Source organism: Maritimibacter sp. 55A14, assembly GCF_003122205.1.
In the GTDB taxonomy this organism is placed as follows: domain Bacteria; phylum Pseudomonadota; class Alphaproteobacteria; order Rhodobacterales; family Rhodobacteraceae; genus QEYE01.
Genome location: NZ_QEYE01000021.1, coordinates 1 through 22,299, shown reverse-complemented (window position 1 = coordinate 22,299; position 22,299 = coordinate 1). Strand labels below are relative to the sequence as shown.

The 22,299-nt window shown below is 66.1% G+C and carries 19 protein-coding genes; 8 read left to right on the top strand and 11 right to left on the bottom strand.

The genetic code is table 11. The annotated features are described in order from the left end of the window. Positions 1–68: 68 nt before the first annotated feature. The 4 genes from DDZ14_RS15530 to DDZ14_RS15515 form a co-directional block, all read right to left on the bottom strand. A complete protein-coding gene (locus DDZ14_RS15530) occupies positions 69–629 on the bottom strand; it encodes a polymer-forming cytoskeletal protein (protein ID WP_109425895.1) in 561 nt (186 codons plus the stop codon). Further along, positions 619–1,941 carry a M23 family metallopeptidase gene (locus tag DDZ14_RS15525; protein ID WP_233252609.1) on the bottom strand — a complete coding sequence of 441 codons (1,323 nt, stop codon included), beginning with the start codon at positions 1,939–1,941 and terminating at the stop codon, positions 619–621. Before DDZ14_RS15525 ends, DDZ14_RS15530 begins: the two co-directional genes overlap by 11 nt. 161 nt (positions 1,942–2,102) lie before the next feature. Then, the gene (locus DDZ14_RS15520; protein WP_109425930.1) at positions 2,103–2,903 is read right to left on the bottom strand and encodes a ferritin-like domain-containing protein; all 801 of its coding nucleotides are present in this window, start codon (positions 2,901–2,903) and stop codon (positions 2,103–2,105) included. A gap of 20 nt (positions 2,904–2,923) precedes the next feature. Continuing rightward, on the bottom strand, positions 2,924–3,385 hold the full coding sequence (locus tag DDZ14_RS15515; protein ID WP_109425894.1) for a peroxiredoxin: 462 nt from the start codon (positions 3,383–3,385) through the stop codon (positions 2,924–2,926). 125 nt (positions 3,386–3,510) lie between these two features. Here DDZ14_RS15515 and DDZ14_RS15510 point away from each other — a divergent pair, with 125 nt between their 5' ends. The 6 genes from DDZ14_RS15510 to uvrA all read left to right on the top strand — a co-directional run bounded on the left by DDZ14_RS15510 (position 3,511) and on the right by uvrA (position 14,651). After that, complete coding sequence (locus tag DDZ14_RS15510; protein WP_109425893.1) at positions 3,511–6,810, top strand: AsmA-like C-terminal region-containing protein; 3,300 nt, start codon at positions 3,511–3,513, stop codon at positions 6,808–6,810. 11 nt (positions 6,811–6,821) lie between these two features. Next, on the top strand, positions 6,822–7,928 hold the full coding sequence (gene queA / locus DDZ14_RS15505; protein WP_109425892.1) for a tRNA preQ1(34) S-adenosylmethionine ribosyltransferase-isomerase QueA: 1,107 nt from the start codon (positions 6,822–6,824) through the stop codon (positions 7,926–7,928). Between the two features lie 49 nt (positions 7,929–7,977). Continuing rightward, complete coding sequence (locus DDZ14_RS15500) at positions 7,978–9,261, top strand: MFS transporter (RefSeq protein ID WP_109425891.1); 1,284 nt, start codon at positions 7,978–7,980, stop codon at positions 9,259–9,261. A gap of 87 nt (positions 9,262–9,348) precedes the next feature. Next, positions 9,349–9,939, top strand: coding sequence for a DUF924 family protein (locus tag DDZ14_RS15495; protein WP_109425929.1), 591 nt, complete (start codon positions 9,349–9,351; stop codon positions 9,937–9,939). A 130-nt stretch (positions 9,940–10,069) separates the two neighbouring features. Then, positions 10,070–11,464, top strand: coding sequence for a dihydrolipoyl dehydrogenase (gene lpdA / locus DDZ14_RS15490; protein WP_109425890.1), 1,395 nt, complete (start codon positions 10,070–10,072; stop codon positions 11,462–11,464). A gap of 328 nt (positions 11,465–11,792) precedes the next feature. Continuing rightward, positions 11,793–14,651, top strand: a complete 2,859-nt coding sequence (gene uvrA, locus DDZ14_RS15485) for an excinuclease ABC subunit UvrA (protein WP_109425889.1) — start codon at positions 11,793–11,795, stop codon at positions 14,649–14,651. Positions 14,652–14,686: 35 nt separating this feature from the next. Here the strand turns inward: uvrA and DDZ14_RS15480 are convergent, their stop codons facing one another. The 7 genes from DDZ14_RS15480 to DDZ14_RS15450 all read right to left on the bottom strand — a co-directional run bounded on the left by DDZ14_RS15480 (position 14,687) and on the right by DDZ14_RS15450 (position 20,335). Continuing rightward, positions 14,687–15,007, bottom strand: a complete 321-nt coding sequence (locus DDZ14_RS15480; protein WP_199221358.1) for an excinuclease ABC subunit A — start codon at positions 15,005–15,007, stop codon at positions 14,687–14,689. A 93-nt stretch (positions 15,008–15,100) separates the two neighbouring features. Further along, on the bottom strand, positions 15,101–15,310 hold the full coding sequence (locus DDZ14_RS15475) for a DUF2892 domain-containing protein (RefSeq protein ID WP_109425888.1): 210 nt from the start codon (positions 15,308–15,310) through the stop codon (positions 15,101–15,103). 80 nt (positions 15,311–15,390) lie between these two features. Further along, positions 15,391–16,059, bottom strand: coding sequence for a Crp/Fnr family transcriptional regulator (locus DDZ14_RS15470; protein ID WP_109425887.1), 669 nt, complete (start codon positions 16,057–16,059; stop codon positions 15,391–15,393). Continuing rightward, entirely contained in the window at positions 16,059–16,931 is an 873-nt protein-coding gene (gene mmsB, locus DDZ14_RS15465) for a 3-hydroxyisobutyrate dehydrogenase (RefSeq protein ID WP_109425886.1), read from the bottom strand. The genes DDZ14_RS15470 and mmsB overlap by 1 nt, the downstream gene beginning before the upstream one ends. Next, positions 16,928–17,977 carry an enoyl-CoA hydratase/isomerase family protein gene (locus DDZ14_RS15460; protein ID WP_109425885.1) on the bottom strand — a complete coding sequence of 350 codons (1,050 nt, stop codon included), beginning with the start codon at positions 17,975–17,977 and terminating at the stop codon, positions 16,928–16,930. Before DDZ14_RS15460 ends, mmsB begins: the two co-directional genes overlap by 4 nt. After that, entirely contained in the window at positions 17,974–19,119 is a 1,146-nt protein-coding gene (locus DDZ14_RS15455; protein WP_109425884.1) for an acyl-CoA dehydrogenase family protein, read from the bottom strand. Before DDZ14_RS15455 ends, DDZ14_RS15460 begins: the two co-directional genes overlap by 4 nt. A gap of 85 nt (positions 19,120–19,204) precedes the next feature. Further along, complete coding sequence (locus tag DDZ14_RS15450; RefSeq protein WP_109425883.1) at positions 19,205–20,335, bottom strand: carboxylate-amine ligase; 1,131 nt, start codon at positions 20,333–20,335, stop codon at positions 19,205–19,207. A gap of 356 nt (positions 20,336–20,691) precedes the next feature. Between DDZ14_RS15450 and DDZ14_RS15445 the strand changes: the two genes are divergently transcribed. Beyond that, positions 20,692–21,315 (top strand): VPLPA-CTERM sorting domain-containing protein, encoded by a 624-nt coding sequence (locus DDZ14_RS15445; protein WP_233252608.1) that lies wholly within the window; start codon positions 20,692–20,694, stop codon positions 21,313–21,315. Positions 21,316–21,536: 221 nt separating this feature from the next. Further along, positions 21,537–22,178, top strand: a complete 642-nt coding sequence (locus tag DDZ14_RS19455; RefSeq protein ID WP_146193161.1) for a hypothetical protein — start codon at positions 21,537–21,539, stop codon at positions 22,176–22,178. Positions 22,179–22,299 lie beyond the last annotated feature (121 nt).

Below are 22,299 nucleotides of genomic sequence, written 5' to 3'. Positions count from 1 at the left end.
CAACGAAAAAACGCGCGGCACCGGGCCGCGCGTTCGTCATTTTGGGGGGATGCGGCGCGAGGCCAGCGTCAGGTGCCCTGCGGCTTGCCCGTGCCGGCACCGGCGGGTGCGGCGGCCTTCTGCTGCTGCTGCTGTTGCTGCTGCTGGCCGCCCTGTTTGGACTTGTCGCCGGAGCTCAGCGGGTCTTCCTGGCGCTGCACCGAGCCTTCGAAATGCGCGCCGCTCTCGATGGCGATGGTCTTGTGGATGATATCACCCTCGACCCGCGCGGTGGAAGTCAGGCGCACCTTGAGGCCGCGCACGCGGCCCACGACGCGGCCGTTCACCACCACGTCATCGGCGATCACCTCGCCCTTGATGGTGGCGCCTTCGCCGACCGTCAGGAGATGCGCGCGGATGTCGCCCTGAACCGTGCCCTCGACCTGGATATCGCCGGTCGTCTTCATGTTGCCGGTGACGGTCAGGTCCGAGGACAGGGTGGACGGCGCGGCCTTCGGCTTGGCCGAGGCCTGGCGCGCGGGTGCCGCACTTTCGCCGGACGGCTGCGGGGTTGAGCTTTCGGTCCGGGGCGCGTCGGATTCACTCTTCGCGCCGGAACCGGGTTCGTTGATTCTGCTTTTAGAAAACATCTCTGCCTGCCTTGATGTAAGTCATCGGATTGACGGCCCGGCCACCAACGCGAACTTCATAGTGAAGGTGGGAGCCTGTGGATCGGCCGGAATTCCCCATATCACCGATCCGGTCGCCGCGCGACACCTTTTGTCCCACTTCCACGCGCACCTTGCTGAGATGGGCATACCGGGTCTCGAATCCAAGCGCGTGCCGCACTTTTACCAGCCTGCCATATCCCGCGAGCCAGCCCGCATGGGTGACGATGCCGTCGGCCGTCGCATGGATCGGGGTGCCCACTGGTCCGGCCAGGTCGGTGCCCTTGTGCATGCGCCCGCCGCGCGGCCCGAAGCCGGATGTGAAGCGGAAGCTGCCGCGCACCGGGAACGCGAAGGGGGTGCGGTCCACTGCGATGCGATAGAGGTTGATGCGGTCAAGCTCGCCCATCAGCGCGTTGAAGCGCAGGGAGTTCGCGTCGGGCGGCTCGCCCTTGGTGGAAAAGGCGATCGGGGTCAGCGGCCCGCCCTGTCCGGAATAGGCCCCGCGCACATCCGCCAGCAGTTTGTCGGTGGGCACGCCGGCCTTCTCGAACATCTTTTCAAGCGGGTCGAGCGAGACGGTCACCGCTTCCTCCAGACGCGCGAAGATGCGGTTGGTGCGTTCCTCCGCCAGCCGCGCCTCGAGCTTGAGTTTCTCGACCTCCGTGGCCAGTTCCTCGGCCGAGCGCTGGATGCCGTCGCGCGTCTCGGCGGTGTCCGAGAGCGCGAGCGTCATGAAGTCGAGCGTGCCCTCCAGGGCCTCGCTGCGACCCGAGACGGTGCGCGTCTCGCCCGTGGCCTCGCGCAGTTCCGCGAGCAGGGTTTCGCCGCGCGCCTCGGCCGCGTCGCGTTCCTTCATGGTGCGCCGCAGCGTCTTCTGGAGCACCTCCAGCCCGGTCTCCATCTCGCGGCGCCGTTCCTCGGAGGCCAGCAGCCGCGACTGCTGCTGCGATACCTGTTCGAGCGCCAGGTAGAACCGGTCCTGCGCCTTCTGCGCCTCCTGCGCGCGCAGGTCACGTTCGCTGGCCAGTTCGTTCAGGCGTTCCTCGTAGATCGCGCGCTCGCGCAGGGTCTGCTCGCGGCTGTCGGTGGAACTCATCAACCCGATGAAGAGCACCGCCGAGGCGATGGCCGACCAGGCAACGAAAACCGTGCCTCCGGCCAGGATCAGCGCTTGAGTGGATGAGCGCAGCCGCAGATAGCGTGTGCTGTCGTCGCTGCGCAGGAAGAGTCTCTGTTCCGGAAGATGCTTTTCCAGAAAAAGGTGAAGCTTGCGTCCCAGCCTGTGTGGCAAAGTCCTGTCCCCGTCTGTCCCATCCCTGCCGCGCTCGGGCTTCTGCGCCCCGGTCGCCGCTTGGAATTGCTTAGTCAACACTCAGTATTTTCGCAACATTTTTGCGGCAATAGCTGGGCGGTCCTGTGCCGGAGGGGGCAAAACCGGCAGAAACCCGCCGATCAGCGCGCGGGCGTCTCGTCGCTGAGCGGCCAGTAGAAATCGGGCGGCAGGCCCGCCTCGGCGCGTTTTTCCTCGTTGAATGGCGGCTTGACAGCCCCCTTGAAATAGCGCCGTACGAGGGCGTGGAACACCTCCTTCGGGTCGGCGTCTTTTCGCCCACAAAGGAAATGAAACCATTTCGAGCCATAGGCGACATGGCCCACTTCTTCGGCATAGATCGTCTCGAGCGCCGCCATCGCGCGGCTGTCCCCGGCCTTGCGGAATATCCCGATCATGCCCGGTGTCACGTCGAGCCCGCGCGCCTCCAGCACCATCGGCACCACCGCGAGCCGGCCCATCAAGTCGCCGGCCGTATCCTCGGCCGCGCGCCACATACCGCAATGGGCGGGCAGGGCGCCGTAATGGCTGCCCATCGCTTCCAGGCAATCGCAGAGCAGGTTGAAATGCTTGGCCTCCTCGGCGGCGGCCTTGACCCAGTCGTCATAGAAACCCGCCGGCATCGGCACATGTGCGAACCGCGCGACGATGTCCCAGTGCAGGTCCACCGCGTTCAACTCGATATGGGCAATGGCGTGCAGCAGGGCGATGCGGCCCTCGGGCGAGCCGGGGCGGCGGCGCGGTACGTCGCGGGGCGACAGAAGCTCGGGGCGGGCGGGGCGCGCCGGCGCGTCGGGCGGGCGCACATCGCCCAGAGGGATCGGCTTGCTTGCCTCGCGCGCGATACGCCAGCGTTCCGCATGGGCGCGCGACAGCGCCGCCTTTTCGCGGCCGTCCGCGGTGGTCAGGACCTCCACCGCCATCTGTGTCAGCCTGGGAGCGGTCACAGCGCGCGCACGGCGTCCAGCACCTCGTCGGCATGGCCCTTGACCCTGACCTTGCGCCAGACGCGCGCGATCCGGCTCGCGCTGTCGATCAGGAAGGTCGCGCGCTCGATGCCCATATGCGCCTTGCCGTACATCTTCTTCTCCACCCAGACGCCATAGCGTTCACAAACGTCGCCTTCGGCATCGGAGAGAAGCGTCACGCCCAGCCCGTGCTTGGCGGCGAATTTCTCGTGCTTGGCCACGCTGTCCTTGGAGACGCCGATGATCCGCGCCCCGGCCTGCGCAAAGTCGCCGGCGCGCGCGGTGAAATCGAGCGCTTCAGTCGTGCAGCCCGGCGTGTCGTCGCGCGGATAGAAGTAGAGCACGACCGGTGCCGGCCTGAGCGCGGAGAGCGTGACCGTTTCGCCGCCGTCGCGGGGCAGCGTGAAATCGGGCGCGGTGTCGCCGGTGTCGGGCATTGATGAAGCTCCTGCATGACCCAAGTTTGACTTACCTCTGCGACCTAGTTCGAATAAAAGGACGAAAAGGGCAAGAGGCACGGCACGAGGGCCACAGCCGGAGGGCGGCGCGGCAAGGCGCTGACATGACAGAGCAGACGGACACAGAAGCGGTGGCGCCCCGCCGCAAACGGCGCATCGGGCTCTACGTTCTGTTGAGCCTGGCGATGCTCTGCGCGGTTTTGGCGGTGCTGCTGATCGGGTTGCGGGGCGAGGTCCGGCTGCCCGGATGGGTGCAGGCGCGGATCGAGACGCGGCTGAGCGACGGCAACCCGCTGGGCGCGGTGCGTCTGGGCGAGGTGGTGCTCGATTTCAGCGAAGATGCGCTGCGCCCGGTGTTCAGGGTCTCCGACCTGACCGTGCTGGACGCGTCTGCGGAGCAGGACGACGTGCGTCTGGCGCTGCCGCAGATGACGGTTCGGATCGATCGCGACGCGCTGCTGGATGGCGCAGTGCGTCCCGAAAGCGTGACGCTGGACGGCGCGGCGATGCACATGTCGCGGGCCGAGGACGGCAGCATCGACATTGCGCTGGGCGGTGAGGGGCCGCGCGACCTGCAGGAGGTGCTGCGCACGGTCGAGGCGATTTTCGACGGTCCCTACCTGGGGCGGCTGCGCCGGGTCGAGGCGACGGGGATGAGCATCACCGTGGACGACGCGCTGACCGACCGCGTCTGGTCGGTGACCGATGGAAGGCTGACGCTGGAAAACGAGCCGGGGACACTTTCGGCCTCGCTGGCGCTGAGCCTCGAACAGGTGGGTGGCGCGGTGACCACCGCGCTCCTGTCGCTCGACCACGTCAAGGGCGCCCCCGAGATTCGCGTCGCGATCCGGCTGACCGATGCGCCGGCCCGCGATATCGCCGCGCAATCGGCAGCACTTTCCTGGCTGTCGGTCCTGGATGCGCCGATTTCAGGCTCGCTCACCACCGTGATCGCCGGCACGGGCCAGTTCACCGAGTTGAACGGCGCGCTGGAAATCGGCGCTGGCCGGCTGGAGCCCGGCGGCGGCGCGGCGCCCCGCCGTTTCAACCGCGCCAAAGCCTATTTCCGCTTCGACGACGCGGCCAGCAAGCTGACATTCGACCAGATATCGCTGGAAAGCCCGTCCGCCACGGTCACCGCCGAGGGGCATGCCTATCTCAAGGGACGCAAGGGCCGGACGGTGGAGGCGCTGGTCGGACAGTTCAGCTTCGCCGATGCGGTGCTGAACCCGCCTGACCTGTTGAGCGAGCCCGCGGTCTTCGAGGAAGGCGCGCTCGACATGCGGATGATGCTCGATCCGCTGCGGGTCGATATCGGCCAGATGGTCCTGATGAATGGCGACGTGCGGTTTCAGGCCAGCGGCCATCTGGCGGCGCGCCCGGAAGGCTGGGAAATTGCGCTCGATGCCGGCGTGCCGCGGTTGGAACTGGCGCGGCTCATGGCGCTCTGGCCCCTGACGCTGAAGCCCAAGACCCGCGAATGGATGACCGAGAACATGCGCCAAGGCTGGTTTCTGGACGTGCGCGCGGCGTTCCGCAAGCCGGCCGTGGGGCCCGAGCGGCTGGGCCTCAATTTCGGCTTCGACGAGTTGACCACGACCTTTGTGCGCGCCATGCCACCCATCGAGGGCGGGCGCGGTTACGGCGTGATGACCGAGGAGCGGCTCGACCTGAAGCTCTACGAGGGTCATGTGACGCCGCCCGCGGGCGGACCGCTGTCGCTTGCCGGCAGCACGATGGCGATCCCCGACATCACCATCAAGGGCGGGCCGGGCGATATCGACCTCAGGGTCGCGGGCAGCCTGCGCGCGGCGCTGGAGATCCTCGACCACGACCCGTTCAAGTTCCTCACCAAGGGCGGCATCTCCACGCAGATCGCCACCGGCCGGGCGGAGGCGCGGATCGCGCTGCATCTGCCCCTGCGCGACGGCGTCACCTTGGATGACGTGACATGGTCGGGCACCGGGCGGGTGACCGATGCGCGCTCCGACACGCTGATCCGCGGCAAGCTGCTTGCCGCACCGGTACTCGATGTGCGCGCGGATGCGGGCGGTGTGACGCTCTCGGGCAGCGGGCGGCTGGGCGCGGTGCCGGTGCAAGGCGGGTGGGAGCAGAAATTCGGTCCCGAACATCGCGGCCGCAGCCGGGTAGAGGGGCGCATCGATCTGTCGCAGACCTTCCTCGACGAGTTCGGCATCGCCTTGCCGGACGGCGCGTTGGCAGGGACCGGGACGGCGGATGTGGTGATCGACCTGGTGCGCGGGGAGCGGCCGGAGTTCCGGCTGCTGTCCGATCTCAACCAGCTCACGCTTCGTCTGGCGGCGCTCAACTGGTCCAAGCCGCCTGCCGAGCGCGGCCGGCTGGAGGTCACCGGCGCGCTGGGCCAGCCGGTGCGGATCGACGCCGTCAGCATCGAGGCGCCGGGGCTTACGGCCAGCGGCAGCGTAACCCTGACCGAGAGCGGCGCGCTCGACGTCGCGGCCTTCGACCGGGTGCGCGCGGGCGGCTGGTTCGATGCCCCGGTGGAACTGCGCGGCCGCGGTCCGGGAGAGCCGGTGCGCGTCGCGGTGACCGGCGGCAGCGTCGATATGCGGCGTGCGACCTTCGGCGGGACCGGCGGCGGCGCCGGCGCGGGTGGCGGGCCGGTCGCGCTGCGGCTCGACCGGGTGATCGTCTCCGACGGTATGGTCCTGACCGGGGTCGAAGGCGGGCTGAACACGAGCGGGCGCCTCAACGGCCGCTTCTCGGCGCGCATGAACGGGAAGAGTCCGGTGACCGTGACGCTGGCACCGACCGAGCGGGGTACGGGGGTGCGGCTCGTCTCGCAGGAGGCGGGCGAGTTGCTGGCGGCGGCGGGCATTTTCTCGGGCGCGCGCGGCGGCGATCTGGTGCTGCAACTTGCGCCTACAGGGCAGCCGAAAAGCTATCAGGGACGGGTCGACATCTCCGAGATCCGGGTGCGGGATGCGCCAACGCTGGCCGCGCTTCTGTCGGCGGTCAGCGTGATCGGGCTGCTGGAACAGCTCAGCGGCTCGGGCATCGTCTTCACCTCCGCCGAGGCCAACCTTTCGCTGACCCCGCGCGGCGTCACGGTGCGGCGCGGCAACGCGGTCGGACCGTCGATGGGCATCTCGATGGAAGGCATATACGATTTCGCCCGCGCGCGGCTCGACATGCAGGGGGTTGTCACCCCGATCTACATGCTCAACGGCATGCTGGAGCAGACCCGGCTTTTCGGCGATCTCTTCGGGCGCACCAAGGGCGAGGGCGTGTTCGGCTTCACCTACAAGCTTCGCGGACCGGCCAGCAATCCGACCGTTTCGGTCAACCCGCTTTCGGCGCTCGCGCCAGGAGTGTTCCGCCAGCTCTTCCGCCGCTCGCCCCCAACGATCCCCACGGAATGAGCCGAGACGCCATGAAACTCTCCGATTTCGATTTCGACCTGCCCGAGGATCTGATTGCGACCCGCCCGGCGCGCCCGCGCAGCGCCGCGCGGCTGCTGGTGGCCGAAGGCGACCGGATCGAGGACCGGCGGGTCTTCGACCTGGTCGAGATTCTGGGCCCCGGCGACCGGCTGGTGCTCAACGACACCAAAGTGATCCCGGCGCGCCTTTCCGGGCTGCGGCGGCGCGAAAGCGCGGACGGTCCGGTGGAGGCGAAGGTCGAGGTCACCCTGCTGGAGCCGCTTCCCGGCGGCGGTTGGCGGGCGATGGCGCGGCCGCTCCGGAAGTTGCGACCGGGCGATGCGATCCGCTTCGAGGCGGGGCTGGAGGCCGAGGTGGCGGCACGCGCGGCCGACACCGCCGAGCTGGTCTTCAACCTGACCGGTGAGGCCTTCGACGTGGCGCTCGCCCAGGCCGGCGCGATGCCGTTGCCGCCCTATATCGCGGCGCGCCGCGCCGCCGACGTGCAGGACCGGGAAGACTACCAGACCGTCTTTGCCCGCAATCCCGGCGCCGTGGCCGCGCCCACTGCGTCGCTGCATTTCGACGACCGTCTGCTGGCCGCACTGGCCGCGCGCGGCGTGGCCTTCAGCCATGTGACGCTCCATGTCGGCGCGGGCACCTTCCTGCCGGTGAAGGTGGAGGACGTACGCGACCACAGGATGCATGCCGAATGGGGCGAGGTCAGCGCGCGCGCCGCCGACGAGATCAACGCCACGCGCGCCGCGGGCGGGCGGGTCATCCCGGTCGGCACGACCGCGCTCAGGCTGATCGAGACCGCGGCCGACGGAACCGGCCGCGTCCGGCCCTGGAGCGGCGAGACCGACATCTTCATCCGCCCCGGCTACCGCTTCCGCGTCACCGACGCGCTGATGACCAATTTCCACCTGCCGAAATCGACGCTGATGATGCTCGTCTCGGCGCTGATGGGGCCCGCGCGCATCCGCGCGATCTATGCGCATGCGACAAGGCAGGCATACCGTTTTTTCTCTTACGGAGACGCCTCGCTCCTGATACCGGACGCCAAAGACGACGCCGGACCGTCGCAGGCGGACGGTCAGGGGACTGATGCAGGCTGACAGACTGGGCGATAACGCCGCGACATGAACGGCAGCGCCGGAGACGAGCATGTTCGATGTATTGAGAAATTCCTGGGCCCTGCTTCTGGGCATGATGCTGCTGATGCTCGGCAACGGGCTTCAGGGCACGCTCCTGGGCGTGCGCGGCTCGATCGAGGGCTTCTCGGCCTCCCAGATGTCGCTGGTCATGTCGGGCTATTTCGTGGGCTTCCTGGGCGGCTCGCGCATGGCGCCGCACCTGATCAGGCGGGTCGGGCATGTGCGCGTCTTCGCGGCGCTGGGCTCGCTCGTATCGGCGCTGATCGTGCTCTACCCGGTGGCGCCGGATCCCTGGATCTGGACCGCGATGCGCGTGCTGATCGGGTTCTGCTTCTCCGGCGTCTACGTGACCGCGGAAAGCTGGCTCAACAACGCCTCCACGAACGAGAACCGCGGCAAGGCGCTGTCGGTCTACCTGATCGTGCAGATGATCGGCATCATCGCCGCGCAGGGGCTGCTGAACCTGGGCGACCCGTCGGACTACATCCTCTTCATCATCCCCTCGGTGCTGGTGTCGGTCGCCTTCGCCCCGATCCTGCTGTCGATCTCGCCCGCGCCCTTCTTCGAGACCAGCAAGCCGATGTCGCTGGTCGGGCTGGTGCGGGTCTCGCCGCTGGGGGCAGTGGGCACCTTCCTACTAGGTGGCGTCTTCTCGGCGCAATTCGGCATGTCGGCGGTCTATGGCACCGAGGCAGGCATGAGCGTGGCGCAGATCTCGCTCTTCGTGTCGATGATCTTTACGGGCGGCATGGTCTGCCAGTACCCGATCGGCTGGATCTCCGACCGCATGGACCGGCGCGTGCTGATCTGCGGGCTGGCGGGCTTCGCCGGCGTGTTCCTGGTCATCCCGGTGTTTTTTACCGTGGGCTTCCCCGTGCAGCTTGCGATGGCCTTCTTGATGGGCGGCGTGTCGAACCCGCTCTATTCGCTGATCATCGCCTATACCAACGATTACCTGGAGTCCGACGACATGGCGGCGGCCTCAGGCGGGCTGATCTTCATCAACGGGGTGGGGGCCTCCACCGGCCCGCTGATCCTGGGCTGGGTCATGGGGCAGGTGGGGCCGAACGGCTTCTACGGCTTTATCGCACTCCTGATGTTCGCGCTGTCGGGATACGCCGTCTACCGGATGACCCAGCGCCCCGCCCCGCGGGCCGAGGACACCACCTCCTACGCGCCGGTCGGTCAGACCGCATCGCCCGTGGCGATGGAGCTGGCCCAGGAGATTGCCATCGAAATGGCCAACGATGCGGCTGGCAGTGAAGACACTGTGGACAAAAAAGCGGAATGTTAACGATAACGGGCGGTTGCAAGTTGAATTAAACTTTGCGACGCTTTTTTGACACTTGGGGCAACCGCGAGGGAGCGTGTTATGAAGCCCATGCAGAGACCGGACGACGTGCTGGACTACTGGCTGAACAAGCTGGGGCCCGAGGGGTGGTACGAGGTCGATCCGGCAGTGGATGCCGAAATCCGTGACAAGTTCGAGCCCGCCTGGCACGCCGCGCAGGCGGGCGTCTGTGCCGAATGGATGAGCCACCCGCGCAGCGCGCTGGCGCTCCTCATCCTGCTCGACCAGATGCCGCGCAACATGTTCCGCGGCACCGGGCGCGCCTTTGCGTCCGACAAGCTGGCGCTGGCGATGGCGAAACGGGCCATCGACCTGGGCTGGGACATGCGCGCGGGCGAGCCGGAACGGCAGTTCTTCTACCTGCCGCTGATGCATGCCGAATGCCTCTGCGATCAGGAACGCTGTGTGCGGCTGATGCTCACCCGGATGCCCGAGAGCGGCGCCGCCAACCTCCTGCACGCCAAGGCGCATCGCGAGGAGATCCGCCGCTTCGGCCGGTTCCCGCACCGCAATGCAATGCTTGAGCGGGCCACGACCGGACCCGAGGCCGCCTATCTCAAGGGCGGCGGCTACGGCAGCACGGTGCGCGGCCTTCAGCAGACCGAAGCGGTTTCGGCCTGATCCGCGGGCGGTCGCCCCGGCCTTGCGGCCGGTGCAATGCCGCTGCCCGCATGCGCGCTGCGGCATGAGGTCCGTTGCGCGGATTCTCCGGATAGTTTAATATCAAACAAATTTTATCCGGAGGAATGCCATGGCTGCCAGAACCTTTGACCTGATCGTGATCGGCGCGGGACCCGGCGGCTATGTCGCCGCCATCCGGGCCGCGCAGCTGGGTCTGAACGTGGCGATCGTGGAGCGCGAGCATCTGGGCGGCATCTGCCTGAACTGGGGCTGCATCCCCACCAAGGCGCTGCTGCGCTCGGCCGAGGTTTTCCACCTGATGCACCGCGCAAAGGATTTCGGGCTCAAGGCGGACGCGGTGGGTTACGATCTGGACGCGGTCGTGAAACGCTCGCGCGACGTGGCCAAGCAACTGACCTCCGGCGTCGGCCACCTGATGAAGAAGAACAAGATCACCGTCGTCATGGGCGAGGCGACACTGCCCGCGAAGGGCAGGGTCGAGGTCGCGACCGAAAACGGCAAGGAAGAGCTGACGGCCAGGAACATTATCCTGGCCACCGGCGCGCGGGCCCGCGAATTGCCGGGGCTGGAAGCCGATGGCGACCTGGTCTGGACCTACAAACACGCGCTGCAACCCAAGCGCATGCCGAAGAAATTGCTCGTCATCGGCTCGGGCGCGATCGGGATCGAATTCGCGAGTTTCTTCAACACGCTGGGCGCGGAGACGACAGTGGTCGAGGTGATGGATCGCGTGCTGCCCGTGGAGGATGCCGAAATCAGTGCCTTCGCAAAGAAATCCTTCGTCAAGCAGGGCATGACGATCATGGAGAAATCCACGGTCAGGCAACTCGACCGCGGCAAGGGCAAGGTCACCGCGCATATCGAGAGCGGCGGCAAGACCGAAAAGCTGGAGTTCGACACGGTGATCTCGGCCGTGGGCATCGTCGGCAATGTCGAGGGGCTGGGGTTGGAAGAACTCGGGGTCAAGCTCGACCGCACCCATGTTTTGACAGACGAGTATTGCCGCACCGGGGTCGACGGGCTCTACGCCATCGGGGATATCGCCGGCGCGCCCTGGCTGGCGCACAAGGCCAGCCATGAAGGCGTCATGGTGGCGGAAATGATCGCCGGGAAGAAGGTGCACCCCGTCAAGCCCGAGAGCATCGCGGGCTGTACCTACTGTCATCCCCAGGTGGCCTCGGTCGGGTATACCGAGGCGAAAGCGAAGGAGCTTGGATACAAGGTCCGCGTCGGGCGTTTTCCTTTCATCGGCAACGGCAAGGCGATCGCGCTGGGCGATGTCGAAGGCATGGTGAAGACCGTGTTCGACGACAGGACGGGCGAGCTTCTGGGTGCGCATATGGTCGGTGCGGAAGTGACCGAACTGATCCAGGGCTTTGTAGTGGGCCGCCAGTTGGAGACCACCGAGGAGGACCTGATGCACACCGTCTTTCCGCACCCGACGCTAAGCGAGATGATGCATGAAAGCGTGCTCGACGCCTATGGCCGCGTGATCCATATGTGAAACGGGGCAAGGGGACTCTGCCCCCCGTCCTTCGGACTCCCCCCGAGGTATTTTAACCAAGATGAAACGGCGGCGCCCCGCCCGTGCGGCCTGAACCGCAGGGACGGGGCGCTTTCACCTTGGGCGGTCATCGGCGCCTCCGCCTGTACCGCTGGGCCAGAAAACCACCTATTCCTTTCATCTTGGTTAAAATACCTCGGGGGCGCGGGGGCTGCGCCCCCGCTTCTGCCGGGCCGGCTCTTGGCGGAAGTTCTCTTATTGTTCTCAATTTTCGGTTGGAGACTCGCGCGCGCTCCACTATCTCTTAACCATTCCTGCGGAGGGGCAGATGGCCGAGCTGAAGAATATCGAGGTGCGCGGTGCACGCGAGCACAATCTCAAGAATGTCGATGTCGACATTCCCCGCGACCGCCTTGTGGTCATCACCGGGCTCTCGGGGTCCGGCAAGTCGAGCCTCGCCTTCGACACGATCTATGCCGAGGGTCAGCGCCGCTATGTCGAGAGCCTTTCGGCCTATGCCCGGCAATTTCTCAACATGATGGAAAAGCCCGATGTGGACCACATCACGGGCTTGTCGCCGGCGATTTCGATCGAGCAGAAGACCACCAGCAAGAACCCGCGCTCCACCGTGGGCACGGTGACCGAGATCTATGACTACATGCGGCTTCTCTTCGCGCGCGTCGGCACGCCCTATTCACCGGCCACCGGCCTGCCGATCGAGGCGCAGCAGGTGTCGGACATGGTGGACCGCATCATGGCGATGGAGGAGGGCACGCGCGCCTATCTGCTGGCGCCGATCGTGCGCGACCGCAAGGGGGAGTACCGCAAGGAGTTTCTGGAACTGCGCAAGCAGGGCTTCCAGCGCGTCAAGGTCGATGGCGGGTTTCACGAGCTGGACGAGCCGCCCACGCTGGACAAGAAATTCCGCCACGATATCGACGTGGTGGTGGACCGGATCGTGGTGCGCGAGGGGCTGGAGACGCGCCTGGCCGACAGCCTGCGCACCGCGCTCGACCTGGCCGACGGCATCGCCGTGCTGGAGACCGCGCCGCGCGAGGGCGAGCCGGAGCGCCACACGTTCAGCGAGAATTTCGCCTGCCCGGTCTCGGGCTTCACCATCCCCGAAATCGAACCGCGGCTCTTTTCGTTCAACGCGCCCTTTGGCGCCTGCCCGGATTGCGACGGTCTGGGGGTGGAGCTTTTCTTCGACGAGCGTCTCGTCGTGCCGGATGCCTCTCTCACCCTTTATGACGGGGCGCTGGCGCCCTGGCGCAAGGGCAAATCGCCCTATTTCCTGCAGACGATCGAGGCCATCGCCGCACATTACGAATTCGATAGGCACACGCCCTGGCGCGACCTGCCCGAGCATGTGAAGCAGGTGATGCTCTACGGGTCGGGCGAGGAGGAGATCCGGTTCCGCTATGACGAGGGCGGGCGGGTCTATACTGTCAGCCGCGTCTTCGAGGGCGTCATTCCCAACATGGAGCGGCGTTGGCGCGAGACCGACAGCGCCTGGGTGCGCGAGGAGTTCGAGCGCTATCAGAACAACCGACCCTGCGGGACTTGCGACGGTCACCGGCTGCGGCCCGAGGCGCTGGCGGTCAAGATCGGCGGGCTGCATGTCGGCGAAGTGGTCGAGATGTCGATACAGGAGGCGTTCGACTGGGCCGGCACGGTGCCCGCGGCGCTGACCGCGCAGCGCAACGAGATCGCCCGCGCCATTCTCAAGGAAATCCGCGAACGCCTTGGTTTTCTTGTCAATGTCGGGCTCAATTACCTGACTCTGTCGCGCAATGCCGGCACGCTCAGCGGCGGCGAGAGCCAGCGCATCCGGCTGGCCAGCCAGATCGGATCGGGGCTGACGGGGGTCCTCTACGTGCTCGACGAGCCCTCCATCGGACTGCATCAGCGCGACAACGACCGGCTGCTCACCACGCTCAAGAACCTGCGCGACCAGGGCAACACGGTGATCGTGGTGGAGCATGACGAGGAGGCGATCCGCAGCGCCGATTACGTGCTCGATATCGGCCCCGGCGCCGGGGTGCATGGTGGGCGCATCGTCGCGCGCGGCCTGCCCGAGGAGATCGCCGCCGATCCGGCCTCGATCACCGGGCAATACCTGACCGGCGCGCGCGAGATCGCGGTGCCCAAGACCCGCCGTCCGGGCAATGGCCGCGAGGTGACCGTGGAGAAGGCCACCGGCAACAACCTGCAAGGCATGACCGCAGCCTTTCCGCTGGGCAAGTTCGTCTGTGTCACGGGCGTGTCGGGCGGCGGTAAATCCACCCTGACCATCGAGACGCTCTTCAAGACCGCCTCGATGCGGCTCAACGGCGCCCGCCAGACGCCCGCGCCCTGCGAGACGATCCGGGGGCTGGAGCATCTGGACAAGGTGATCGACATCGACCAGCGACCCATCGGGCGCACGCCGCGGTCGAACCCCGCGACGTATACGGGCGCCTTCACGCCGATCCGCGACTGGTTCGCCGGGCTGCCCGAGGCCAAGGCGCGCGGCTACAAGCCGGGGCGGTTTTCCTTCAACGTCAAGGGTGGGCGCTGTGAGGCCTGCCAGGGCGACGGGCTGATCAAGATCGAGATGCATTTCCTGCCCGATGTCTATGTGACATGCGAAAGTTGTCAGGGCGCGCGCTACAATCGCGAGACGCTGGAAGTAAAGTTCAAGGGCAAGAGCATAGCGGACGTTCTTGATATGACGGTTGAAGATGCTCAGGGCTTCTTCAAGGCCGTGCCCTCGATCCGCGAGAAGATGGATGCGCTGATGCGCGTGGGGCTGGGCTATATCAAGGTGGGCCAGCAGGCGACGACGCTCTCGGGCGGCGAGGCGCAGCGCGTGAAACTGTCGAAGGAACTGTCGCGCCGGTCAACCGGGCGGACGCTCTATATCCTCGACGAACCGACCACGGGGCTGCACTTCGAGGACGTGAAGAAGCTCCTGGAAGTGCTTCACGAGCTTGTGGATTCCGGAAATACGGTCGTGGTGATCGAGCACAATCTCGACGTCATCAAGACGGCGGACTGGATCATCGACATCGGACCCGAGGGCGGCGACGGTGGCGGGCGGATCGTGGCAGAGGGCACACCGGAAGATGTCGCCCGGACCGGGGCGAGTCATACCGGGCGGTATCTCAAGGACATGCTGCGGCCGCGCAAGGTGGCGGCCGAATAGAAATGGTGCTCCGGCCGGTTGGCCATGTCAGCCGCTCAGTCCAGAACCCGTACGGCGTCGCCGATCAGATCCAGCACTTCGCGGGTTTCCCGGTCCACCCGGTAGACATAATCGCCGACGCGGTAGTAGCTGTCGCGGGGGTCGAGCCCGTAGCGGCCCGGATCGCGGATCACGATATAGCCGTCGTGGATGAAATCGCCGCGATAATAGCGCTTCGCCTGTCCCGGCGGGATGCAGGCAGGGCGCTTTTTGGCCAGGCCGGGCGGGCAATGACCGATACCGGGATCCGCGGCGGCAGGGCCGGGGAAGGGCACGGCCAGCGCCAATGCCAAGGCGGCGGCGAGGATCATGCGCATGGAAAGCCTCCATTCTCTTTGAGGCAAGAGATGAGGCCGAAGGCCACCCGGCGCAAGCTCATTTCGCATCTTTTCGGCGGAACGCCGCCGGTGTCAGCCCTTTTGCAGCGGGCAGGTGCGCAGGCCGAAAAGCGTGTAGAGCGGGCAACTCGACATCGCGCCGGTCACGATGCCCACGATGCCGACGACGAGAAGCGCCCAGCGCCAGGGTGCGTCCGGCAGGGCGACGAAGGCGGTGATCATCGCGATGCCCACCAGAACGCGCAGCACGCGATCGACGGTTCCGACGTTTTTCTTGAACATGGGGTCTCTCCGGTCAGGTGGCGCCGGACGATCCGGCGTCTTTCCACCTTTGTGGCGCAGAGACCGCGTCGGATCAGTGACTATGTCACGAAGCCGTCGTCGAGCCCCGCGAGCCGGGCCAGCGCCGCCCTGTCGGTCAGCGTGATCCGTCCGCGGTCGAGCCGCACCCAGCCGCGCTGCCGGAAGCTCTCCAGCCTGCGCGAGACGACCTCGCGCGCGGTGCCGACCCGGACCGAGAGATCCTGATGCGTGACCGACAGTGGCCCGTCCGGCGGGGCCAGGTCCAGCAGGGTCGTCGCCAACCTGGCCTCGATTTTCTGAAATGCAATTCTTTCAAGCAGGTGCATCATTGTCTGAACGCGGCGCGCGAAGGCCGTGAAGACAAAATGCCGGAACGCCGCGCTGGTATCGGTCAATGCCAGAAAGATGTCGCGCGGCACCATCACCAACTCGCAGTCGGTGGCCGCGATCGCCTCGCCGGTGTAATCCTCGCCGCCCAGCAGCCCCAATGTGGACTGGACGCAGGACTGTCCCGGCTCGACGGCGTAGAGCAGGATCTCTCGTCCTGTGGGCCCGGTCAGGAACACCTCCACCCGGCCCGCGAGCATCACGACGAATCCGGCCACGGAATCGCCGGGATGGAAGAGCACCGTACCGCGCGGCACCTGCATCGGCTTGAGCGTGTCGAGCCGGGTGCGGGTTTCCGGCTCGAACCCCGCCAGGGCGGGGGCGCGGCCCGTCCAGCCCATCAGCCCCGTCCGCGCGCCGCGAAGCGTGGCAGCAGGGCCGAGAAGTCGCGGCCCTCGCCGTCCTCCTGCTCCACGAATTGCACGTAGAGTTCCAGCGCCCGCGCGCCCATCGGCGTGTCGGCGTCGGCGGCTTCGGCGGCCTGTTGGGACAGGCGCAGATCCTTGAGCATCAGATCGGCGGCGAAGCCCGGCTTGTAATCGTTGTCGGCGGGCGATTTGGGGCCGATGCCGGGCGCCGGGCAATAGGTGTTCATCGACCAGCTCTGCCCCGAGGAGGTGGAGACGACATCGAACATCGCCTGCCGGTCCAGCCCCAGCTTGTCGGCCAGCGCGAAGGCTTCGCAGGTGACTGCCATCGTGGCGCCCAGGATCATGTTGTTGCAGATCTTCGCAGCCTGCCCGTTGCCGGAGGGGCCGCAATGCACGGCCTTGGCGCCCATCACCTCAAAAAGCGGACGGGCGGTCTCGAACGCCGCGGCGTCGCCACCCACCATGAACGTCAGCGTGCCGGCCTGCGCGCCGCCGACACCGCCGGAAACCGGCGCGTCGAGCGCCCCCAGCCCGGCCTCATTGGCCTGCGCGGCCACCGCGCGGGCGCTGTCGACATCGACGGTGGAGCAGTCCAGGAAGACCGCGCCGGCCCGCATCGCCGGGATCACCTCGGCCGCGACGGCACGCAGTATCTCGCCATTGGGCAGCATGGTGATGACCACTTCGGCGCCCTTGGCCGCGGCCGCGGCGGAGGCGGCCGTCGTCACGCCCTCGGGGCAGGGCGCGGCCAGATCGAACCCGGCGACCTCGTGTCCGGCCTTGGCCAGGTTCGCGGCCATCGGCCCGCCCATGTTGCCCAGTCCGATAAAACCGATCCTCATGTCAGTTCCTCCTCCAGTTTCAGCTCCTGCGCGCCCAGCGGCATCAGCATGCGGGAGACATCGGCGGCTGTCACCTGCTCGATGCCGGCATGGCGCCAATGCGGCGTCTTGTCCTTGTCGATGATCATCGCCCGGATGCCCTCGATGAAATCCGCATGTTCCATGCTGCGATGGGTGAAGCGGTATTCGAGCGCCAGCGCGTGGAAGATATCCGCGATCCCGCGCTGGCGGTGGATCAGCTCCACCGTGCAGGCCACCGAAAGCGGTGCGTTGCGCTCCAGCGCGCGCAGTGCGTCCTGCGCCAGGTCGCCCTCCGTGGCGCGTAGCGCGCGCAGGCAGTCGCCCGCCGTCTCGCCTGAAAAGAGCCGGTCGATCTGCGTCTGCACAGCGGCGAGCGGGCTGTCGGGGGCGGGGCGGGCAGCCGCGTCGATGCGCGTCCAGTCGCCGGTCTCCGTCAGTTCCTGCGTCAGGTCGGGCCACAGCGCCTCGGGCAGGTAATAGTCGGCGAAACCCGCATGGAGCGCGTCCCCCGGCCCCATGCGGCTGCCGGTGGTGCCCAGGAATTCGCCCAATCGCCCCGGCGCATGGGCCAGCAGGTGCGAGCCGCCCACATCGGGGATCAGCCCGATGGAGCATTCGGGCATGGCAATGCGGCTGCTGTCGCCCACCACCCGGTGCGAGCCGTGGCAGCCCACGCCCACGCCGCCGCCCATCGTGAAGCCCTGCATCAGGCTGGCGACGGGTTTTGGGAAACGGTGCATCTTTGCGTTCATCCGGTACTCGTCGCGCCAGAATTGCCGGCCATAGGTGTAGTCGCCCGCCATGCCCGTCGCATGCATCTGCGCGATGTCGCCGCCCGCGCAGAATGCCTTGTCGCCTTCGGCGTCGATCAGCAGCATCGCCACGGTCTCGTCGGTCGCCCAGGCGTCGAGCGCGGCCTCGATGGCGGTGCACATCTCGTAGCTGAGCGCGTTGAGCGCCTTGGGCCGGGTCAGCGTGATCCGCCCGATGCGGCCGTCCTGCCGGATGTGGATGTCGCCGCTCATCCGCGTGCCTCCAGCATCTTGCGGGCGACGATTAGGCGCATGATCTCGTTGGTGCCTTCGAGGATCTGATGCACCCGCAGGTCGCGCACGATCTTCTCCACCCCGTAATCGGCCAGGTAGCCGTACCCGCCGTGCATTTGCAGGCAGTCATTGGCGACATCGAAGGCCGCATCGGTGACATAGCGCTTGGCCATCGCGCAGAACTTGGTCGCATCTGGCGCGCCGGTGTCGAGCTTCCAGGCCGCCTGACGCAAGAAGATCCGCGCCGATTGCAGCGCGGTCTCCATGTCGGCCAGACGGAATTGCAGGCCCTGGAACTGGTCGATGGTTTTGCCGAAGGCCTTGCGTTCGCCCATATAGGCCAGCGTCGCGTCGAGCGCCGCCTGCGCGCCGCCCAGTGCCGAGGCCGCGATGTTGAGCCGCCCTCCATCGAGCCCGGCCATCGCGTAGACAAAGCCGCGGCCCTCCTCGCCGATCAGGTTTTCGGCCGGCACCTCGCAATCGTCGAACTGAACCTGCGCGGTGGGCTGCGCGCGCCAGCCCATCTTGTCTTCCAGCCCGCCGAAGCTGAGCCCCGCCGCGCCGTCCTCCACGACCACGGTGGAGATGCCTTTGGGGCCGTCGTCGCCGGTGCGCACCATGACCACATAGGCGTCCGAATAGCCGCCGCCCGAGATGAAGGCCTTGGTGCCGTTCAGCCGGTAGCCCTCGTTGGTGCGCTCCGCACGGGTGCGCAGCGCCACCGCGTCCGAGCCCGAGCCGGGCTCGGTCAGGCAGTAGGAGAAGATCTTCTTCATGCTGCACAGATCGGGCAACCATTTCGCCCGCGTCTCGTCGGAGCCGAACTTGTCGATCATGCCGCCGCACATGTTGTGGATCGACAGGAAGGAACCGACAGCGGGGCAGGCCATGGCCAGCGCCTCGAAAACCAGCGTCGCGTCGAGCCGGCTGAGCCCCGAGCCGCCATGATCCTCGGAGACATAGATGCCGCCCAGACCCAGCTCCGCCACCTTGGGCCAGAGATCCTTGGGAATGGTGCCCGCCGCTTCCCATTCGCGTGCGTGCGGGGCGATGTGATCCTGCCCGAACCCGTGCGCCATGTCGAAAATGGCGGTCTGTTCCTCGCTGAGCGCGAAATCCATGATGCTCCCCCGCAATGTCAGAATTGAACATATGTTTAATTATCGATTGTTGCAGGAGTTTTGCAAGCGATCGCTGCGCGCGGGCTCAGAGATCGGCGGAAAACTCCTCCACGAGCGAGCGAACCACGGCGCGCTGAGCGGATTCGTGCTCCTCGCCCGCTTCCACCGCCTTGGCATAGACCGCGCGCTGGCGTTCCGCGCTGGTGCCGGAAACCAGGATATCGCGCGCCGCATCGACCTCGGCCATGCAGTCGAGCGCATCGGCATCCTCGGCCACCAGCGCGATCATCTCCTCCAGCAGTTCAGCATAGGGCACGACCTCGTGCCGGCCAAAGTCGATCAGCCCTTCCCTGGGGCCGTAGCGCTGCGCCCGCCAGCGGTTCTCGCCCACCAGGAAGCCGTCATAGATGCGCCAGCGCTGGTTGGACTTGCTGAGCCGCCAGAGCATCCGCAACAGGCACTGCGTCAGCGCCGCCACCGACAGCGCGTGTTCCAGCCGGGGCGTGACATCGCAGATGCGGCTTTCCAGCGTCGGGAACCGCGAGGACGGGCGCAGATCCCACCATATCTTCGAGCTGTCCTCGATCACACCGGTGTCGATGATCACCTGCACCGAGCGCTGATATTCCGAGAAACTGGCCAGCCGCGGCGGAAGTCCGGTACGCGGCAGGTTGTCGAACACGGTCAGACGGTAGCTCGACAGCCCGGTATCCTGTCCCTGCCAGTAGGGCGAGGAACAGCTCAAGGCCAGAAGATGCGGCAGGAAATAGGAAAACTGGTTCATCAGGTCGATGCGCAGGTCTTCGGACTCAATGCCAACATGCACATGCATCCCGCAGATCAGCATCCGCCGTGCAACCCCAGCAAGGTCACGCTCCAGGTCGCGGTAGCGGTCCTTCTTGGTGAAATGCTGGGCGCGCCAGCTTGCATAGGGGTGGCAGGAGGCCGCGATCGGTGCCACGCCGTGGCGCCCGGCGACCTCGGCCACCTTGGCGCGCAGCCGCTTGAGGTCGGTGCGCGCGTCGCCGATGGTCTTGCAGACGCGGGTGCCGACCTCGACCTGGCATTTCAGGAATTCCGGGCTGACCTGGTCTTCCAGATCGGCGGCGCATTCCTCCATCAGCGCCTCGGGCGCCTCCGCCAGATCCATCGTGTCCAGATCGACGAGCAGGTACTCCTCCTCGATGCCGATGGTGAAGCTGGGTGTGCTGGTCATGGCGCGGCGCTCCGGCTGTGTCAGCCGATCAAAGCAGAGCCCATGACGCCGGGCAAGTCCTTGCTGGCGTCGTGCGCGGGCGAATCGCCGCTCGGGATATGTGGGTGGGCAGGGAAACAATGCGCTGCGATTATCCTTTTTGTCGCGCCGGGCGCGGCAATCAGGGGGCGAGCCGGAACGAAGCGCGGCAGACCCGCCGATTGTTAAGCCCGGTACTGGATTTCCTCCGATTTCTGTTTCGGCCCCGCTGCAATTTTGCCATCTTGAGGATGGGTAGGGCACCTGTGCGCCGGGAAGCGGATTGCGGTAGCAGGGCCCGCAGAGGGCCGAGAGGCCGGATTGGAGCGATGGTAACGATGGATATGCGTAACACGGTTTTTCCCGGTATCACGGCGGCCTTCCTGATGGTGGCTGCCGGGGCGGCGCAGGCCGCCACGATCTTCGCGGATGATTTCAACCGCCCGGCGGGCAACAGTGTCGGCAACGGCTGGGCCGAGCGCGAGTCCGAGGCCGACGACGTGGCGATCTTCGCCGACCGTCTGCGGCTGCGCGACTTCGTCTCGGACGCGCTGCCCAGCGCCTCGGCGCTTCAGACCGGGCTCACGGGTGGCGGGCTGGTCAACATCTCCGTGTCCTTCGACTGGCGCGGGATTAACCTCGAAAGCGACGACAGGTTCTATTTCGGCTGGGCCGCGGCGGGGACGGACGCGCTGGCCGTCGATCTATGGACCAACACCGGCTTCAACAGCACCGACGATCAGTGGCGCAGCGCGACGATCTCGCTCGCCTCGGTGCCGAACCTTTTCGACGTGATGTTCTGGTCGAAGGTGAGCCAGCGCAGCGAAGGCTTCGCGATCGACAATTTCACCGTCTCCGGCGATGTGCCGGCCCCGGTGCCGCTGCCCGCGGCGGGCTGGCTGATGCTGGCGGGGATCGGCGGGCTGGCCGCGGCGGGGCGGCGCCGGCGCAGGGCGGGCTGAGCCGGAAAACCCCGGACGGGACAAGCGAAGGGCGGCCACGGAGGCCGCCTCTTGGCAGTAGATGGTGCAGGCGGCCGATGACGTTGGTTTCGTCGAGAGTCCGCATCGGGCCCTTGTTGACACTTTAGGCATAGCTATGTGCTTTCGGATCTTGCTTTGCGTGCGCTCTCCGCGGATAAATTATTCAAAATTTCCGAAAGTGTAATACTTGGAGCTCCTGCATGCCAAAAGAACGCTGGCTGAAAAAGTACACAAAGTTGAAGCACTTGGAGGCGGTGCTGAAAGGGCAGCAACTGCATCTGGGAAATCCCAGAGAATGGGAAGACAAGAATGACAGCGAGTGTATCCGTATTTATTCTGATAAATTCCTTAAGTTCGAAGTTCGCGGGACGTGCCTGACGGGAGCAGCGGATAGATTTCATTTTTGGCATATCTTTGGCGGACGTAAGAGAGGTGTGTGTCTTTGGTTCGAACGAGATAGCCTTATCAAAGACATAAAAGGGGATGCATCGCTTGTTGCTGACAAAGTTCGATATCGGATGCCCGCAGGTCTAAGCCAGCTGGAATCAGGGCTGATCCCATTTGCCAAAAGAGAACAGTACCGCGATGAGTGCGAGTTCCGCGTTCTTAGGCTAAGCACTCCGCAGGGCATGCCCACTGACAAGTTTTCATTCTCAGCTAACAGTCTTAAGCGGATTTACTTGAATCCATGGTTGTCGCCGAAGGAAGTTGAGCGAGAGAAGGTTAGAATTTCGGGCTTGATGAACGATCAGCTCAAGCACGTTTGCGTGATGCAAAATCGGTCCCTCAAACAAAAGGCTTGGATTGATGCTGTGTCTGACGCGGTGGGAACAGACTGTTAGGGTCAGGACCCATTGATTTCAGCCGAGCATCGTGATTCACCGCCTGAAAACAGAGCGGTGACATGTCTGATCTTTACTGGCTGAGCGACGCGCAGATGGCGCGTCTGGAACCCTATTTTCC

Excerpts from the sequence above, each read along its gene's own strand:
- DDZ14_RS15470 (WP_109425887.1), bottom strand. The coding sequence starts at position 16,059 with ATGGGCTGGACGGGCCGCGCCCCCGCCCTGGCGGGGTTCGAGCCGGAA.
- DDZ14_RS15460 (WP_109425885.1), bottom strand. The coding sequence starts at position 17,977 with ATGAGCGGCGACATCCACATCCGGCAGGACGGCCGCATCGGGCGGATC.
- DDZ14_RS15480 (WP_199221358.1), bottom strand. The coding sequence starts at position 15,007 with ATGCGCATGATCCTCGCCGCCGCCTTGGCATTGGCGCTGGCCGTGCCC.
- DDZ14_RS15475 (WP_109425888.1), bottom strand. The coding sequence starts at position 15,310 with ATGTTCAAGAAAAACGTCGGAACCGTCGATCGCGTGCTGCGCGTTCTG.
- DDZ14_RS15495 (WP_109425929.1), top strand. The coding sequence starts at position 9,349 with ATGCAGAGACCGGACGACGTGCTGGACTACTGGCTGAACAAGCTGGGG.
- queA (WP_109425892.1), top strand. The coding sequence starts at position 6,822 with ATGAAACTCTCCGATTTCGATTTCGACCTGCCCGAGGATCTGATTGCG.
- DDZ14_RS15455 (WP_109425884.1), bottom strand. The coding sequence starts at position 19,119 with ATGGATTTCGCGCTCAGCGAGGAACAGACCGCCATTTTCGACATGGCG.
- uvrA (WP_109425889.1), top strand. The coding sequence starts at position 11,793 with ATGGCCGAGCTGAAGAATATCGAGGTGCGCGGTGCACGCGAGCACAAT.
- DDZ14_RS15515 (WP_109425894.1), bottom strand. The coding sequence starts at position 3,385 with ATGCCCGACACCGGCGACACCGCGCCCGATTTCACGCTGCCCCGCGAC.
- lpdA (WP_109425890.1), top strand. The coding sequence starts at position 10,070 with ATGGCTGCCAGAACCTTTGACCTGATCGTGATCGGCGCGGGACCCGGC.
- mmsB (WP_109425886.1), bottom strand. The coding sequence starts at position 16,931 with ATGAGGATCGGTTTTATCGGACTGGGCAACATGGGCGGGCCGATGGCC.
- DDZ14_RS15520 (WP_109425930.1), bottom strand. The coding sequence starts at position 2,903 with ATGGCGGTGGAGGTCCTGACCACCGCGGACGGCCGCGAAAAGGCGGCG.
- DDZ14_RS19455 (WP_146193161.1), top strand. The coding sequence starts at position 21,537 with ATGCCAAAAGAACGCTGGCTGAAAAAGTACACAAAGTTGAAGCACTTG.
- DDZ14_RS15510 (WP_109425893.1), top strand. The coding sequence starts at position 3,511 with ATGACAGAGCAGACGGACACAGAAGCGGTGGCGCCCCGCCGCAAACGG.
- DDZ14_RS15445 (WP_233252608.1), top strand. The coding sequence starts at position 20,692 with ATGGATATGCGTAACACGGTTTTTCCCGGTATCACGGCGGCCTTCCTG.
- DDZ14_RS15500 (WP_109425891.1), top strand. The coding sequence starts at position 7,978 with ATGTTCGATGTATTGAGAAATTCCTGGGCCCTGCTTCTGGGCATGATG.
- DDZ14_RS15450 (WP_109425883.1), bottom strand. The coding sequence starts at position 20,335 with ATGACCAGCACACCCAGCTTCACCATCGGCATCGAGGAGGAGTACCTG.
- DDZ14_RS15530 (WP_109425895.1), bottom strand. The coding sequence starts at position 629 with ATGTTTTCTAAAAGCAGAATCAACGAACCCGGTTCCGGCGCGAAGAGT.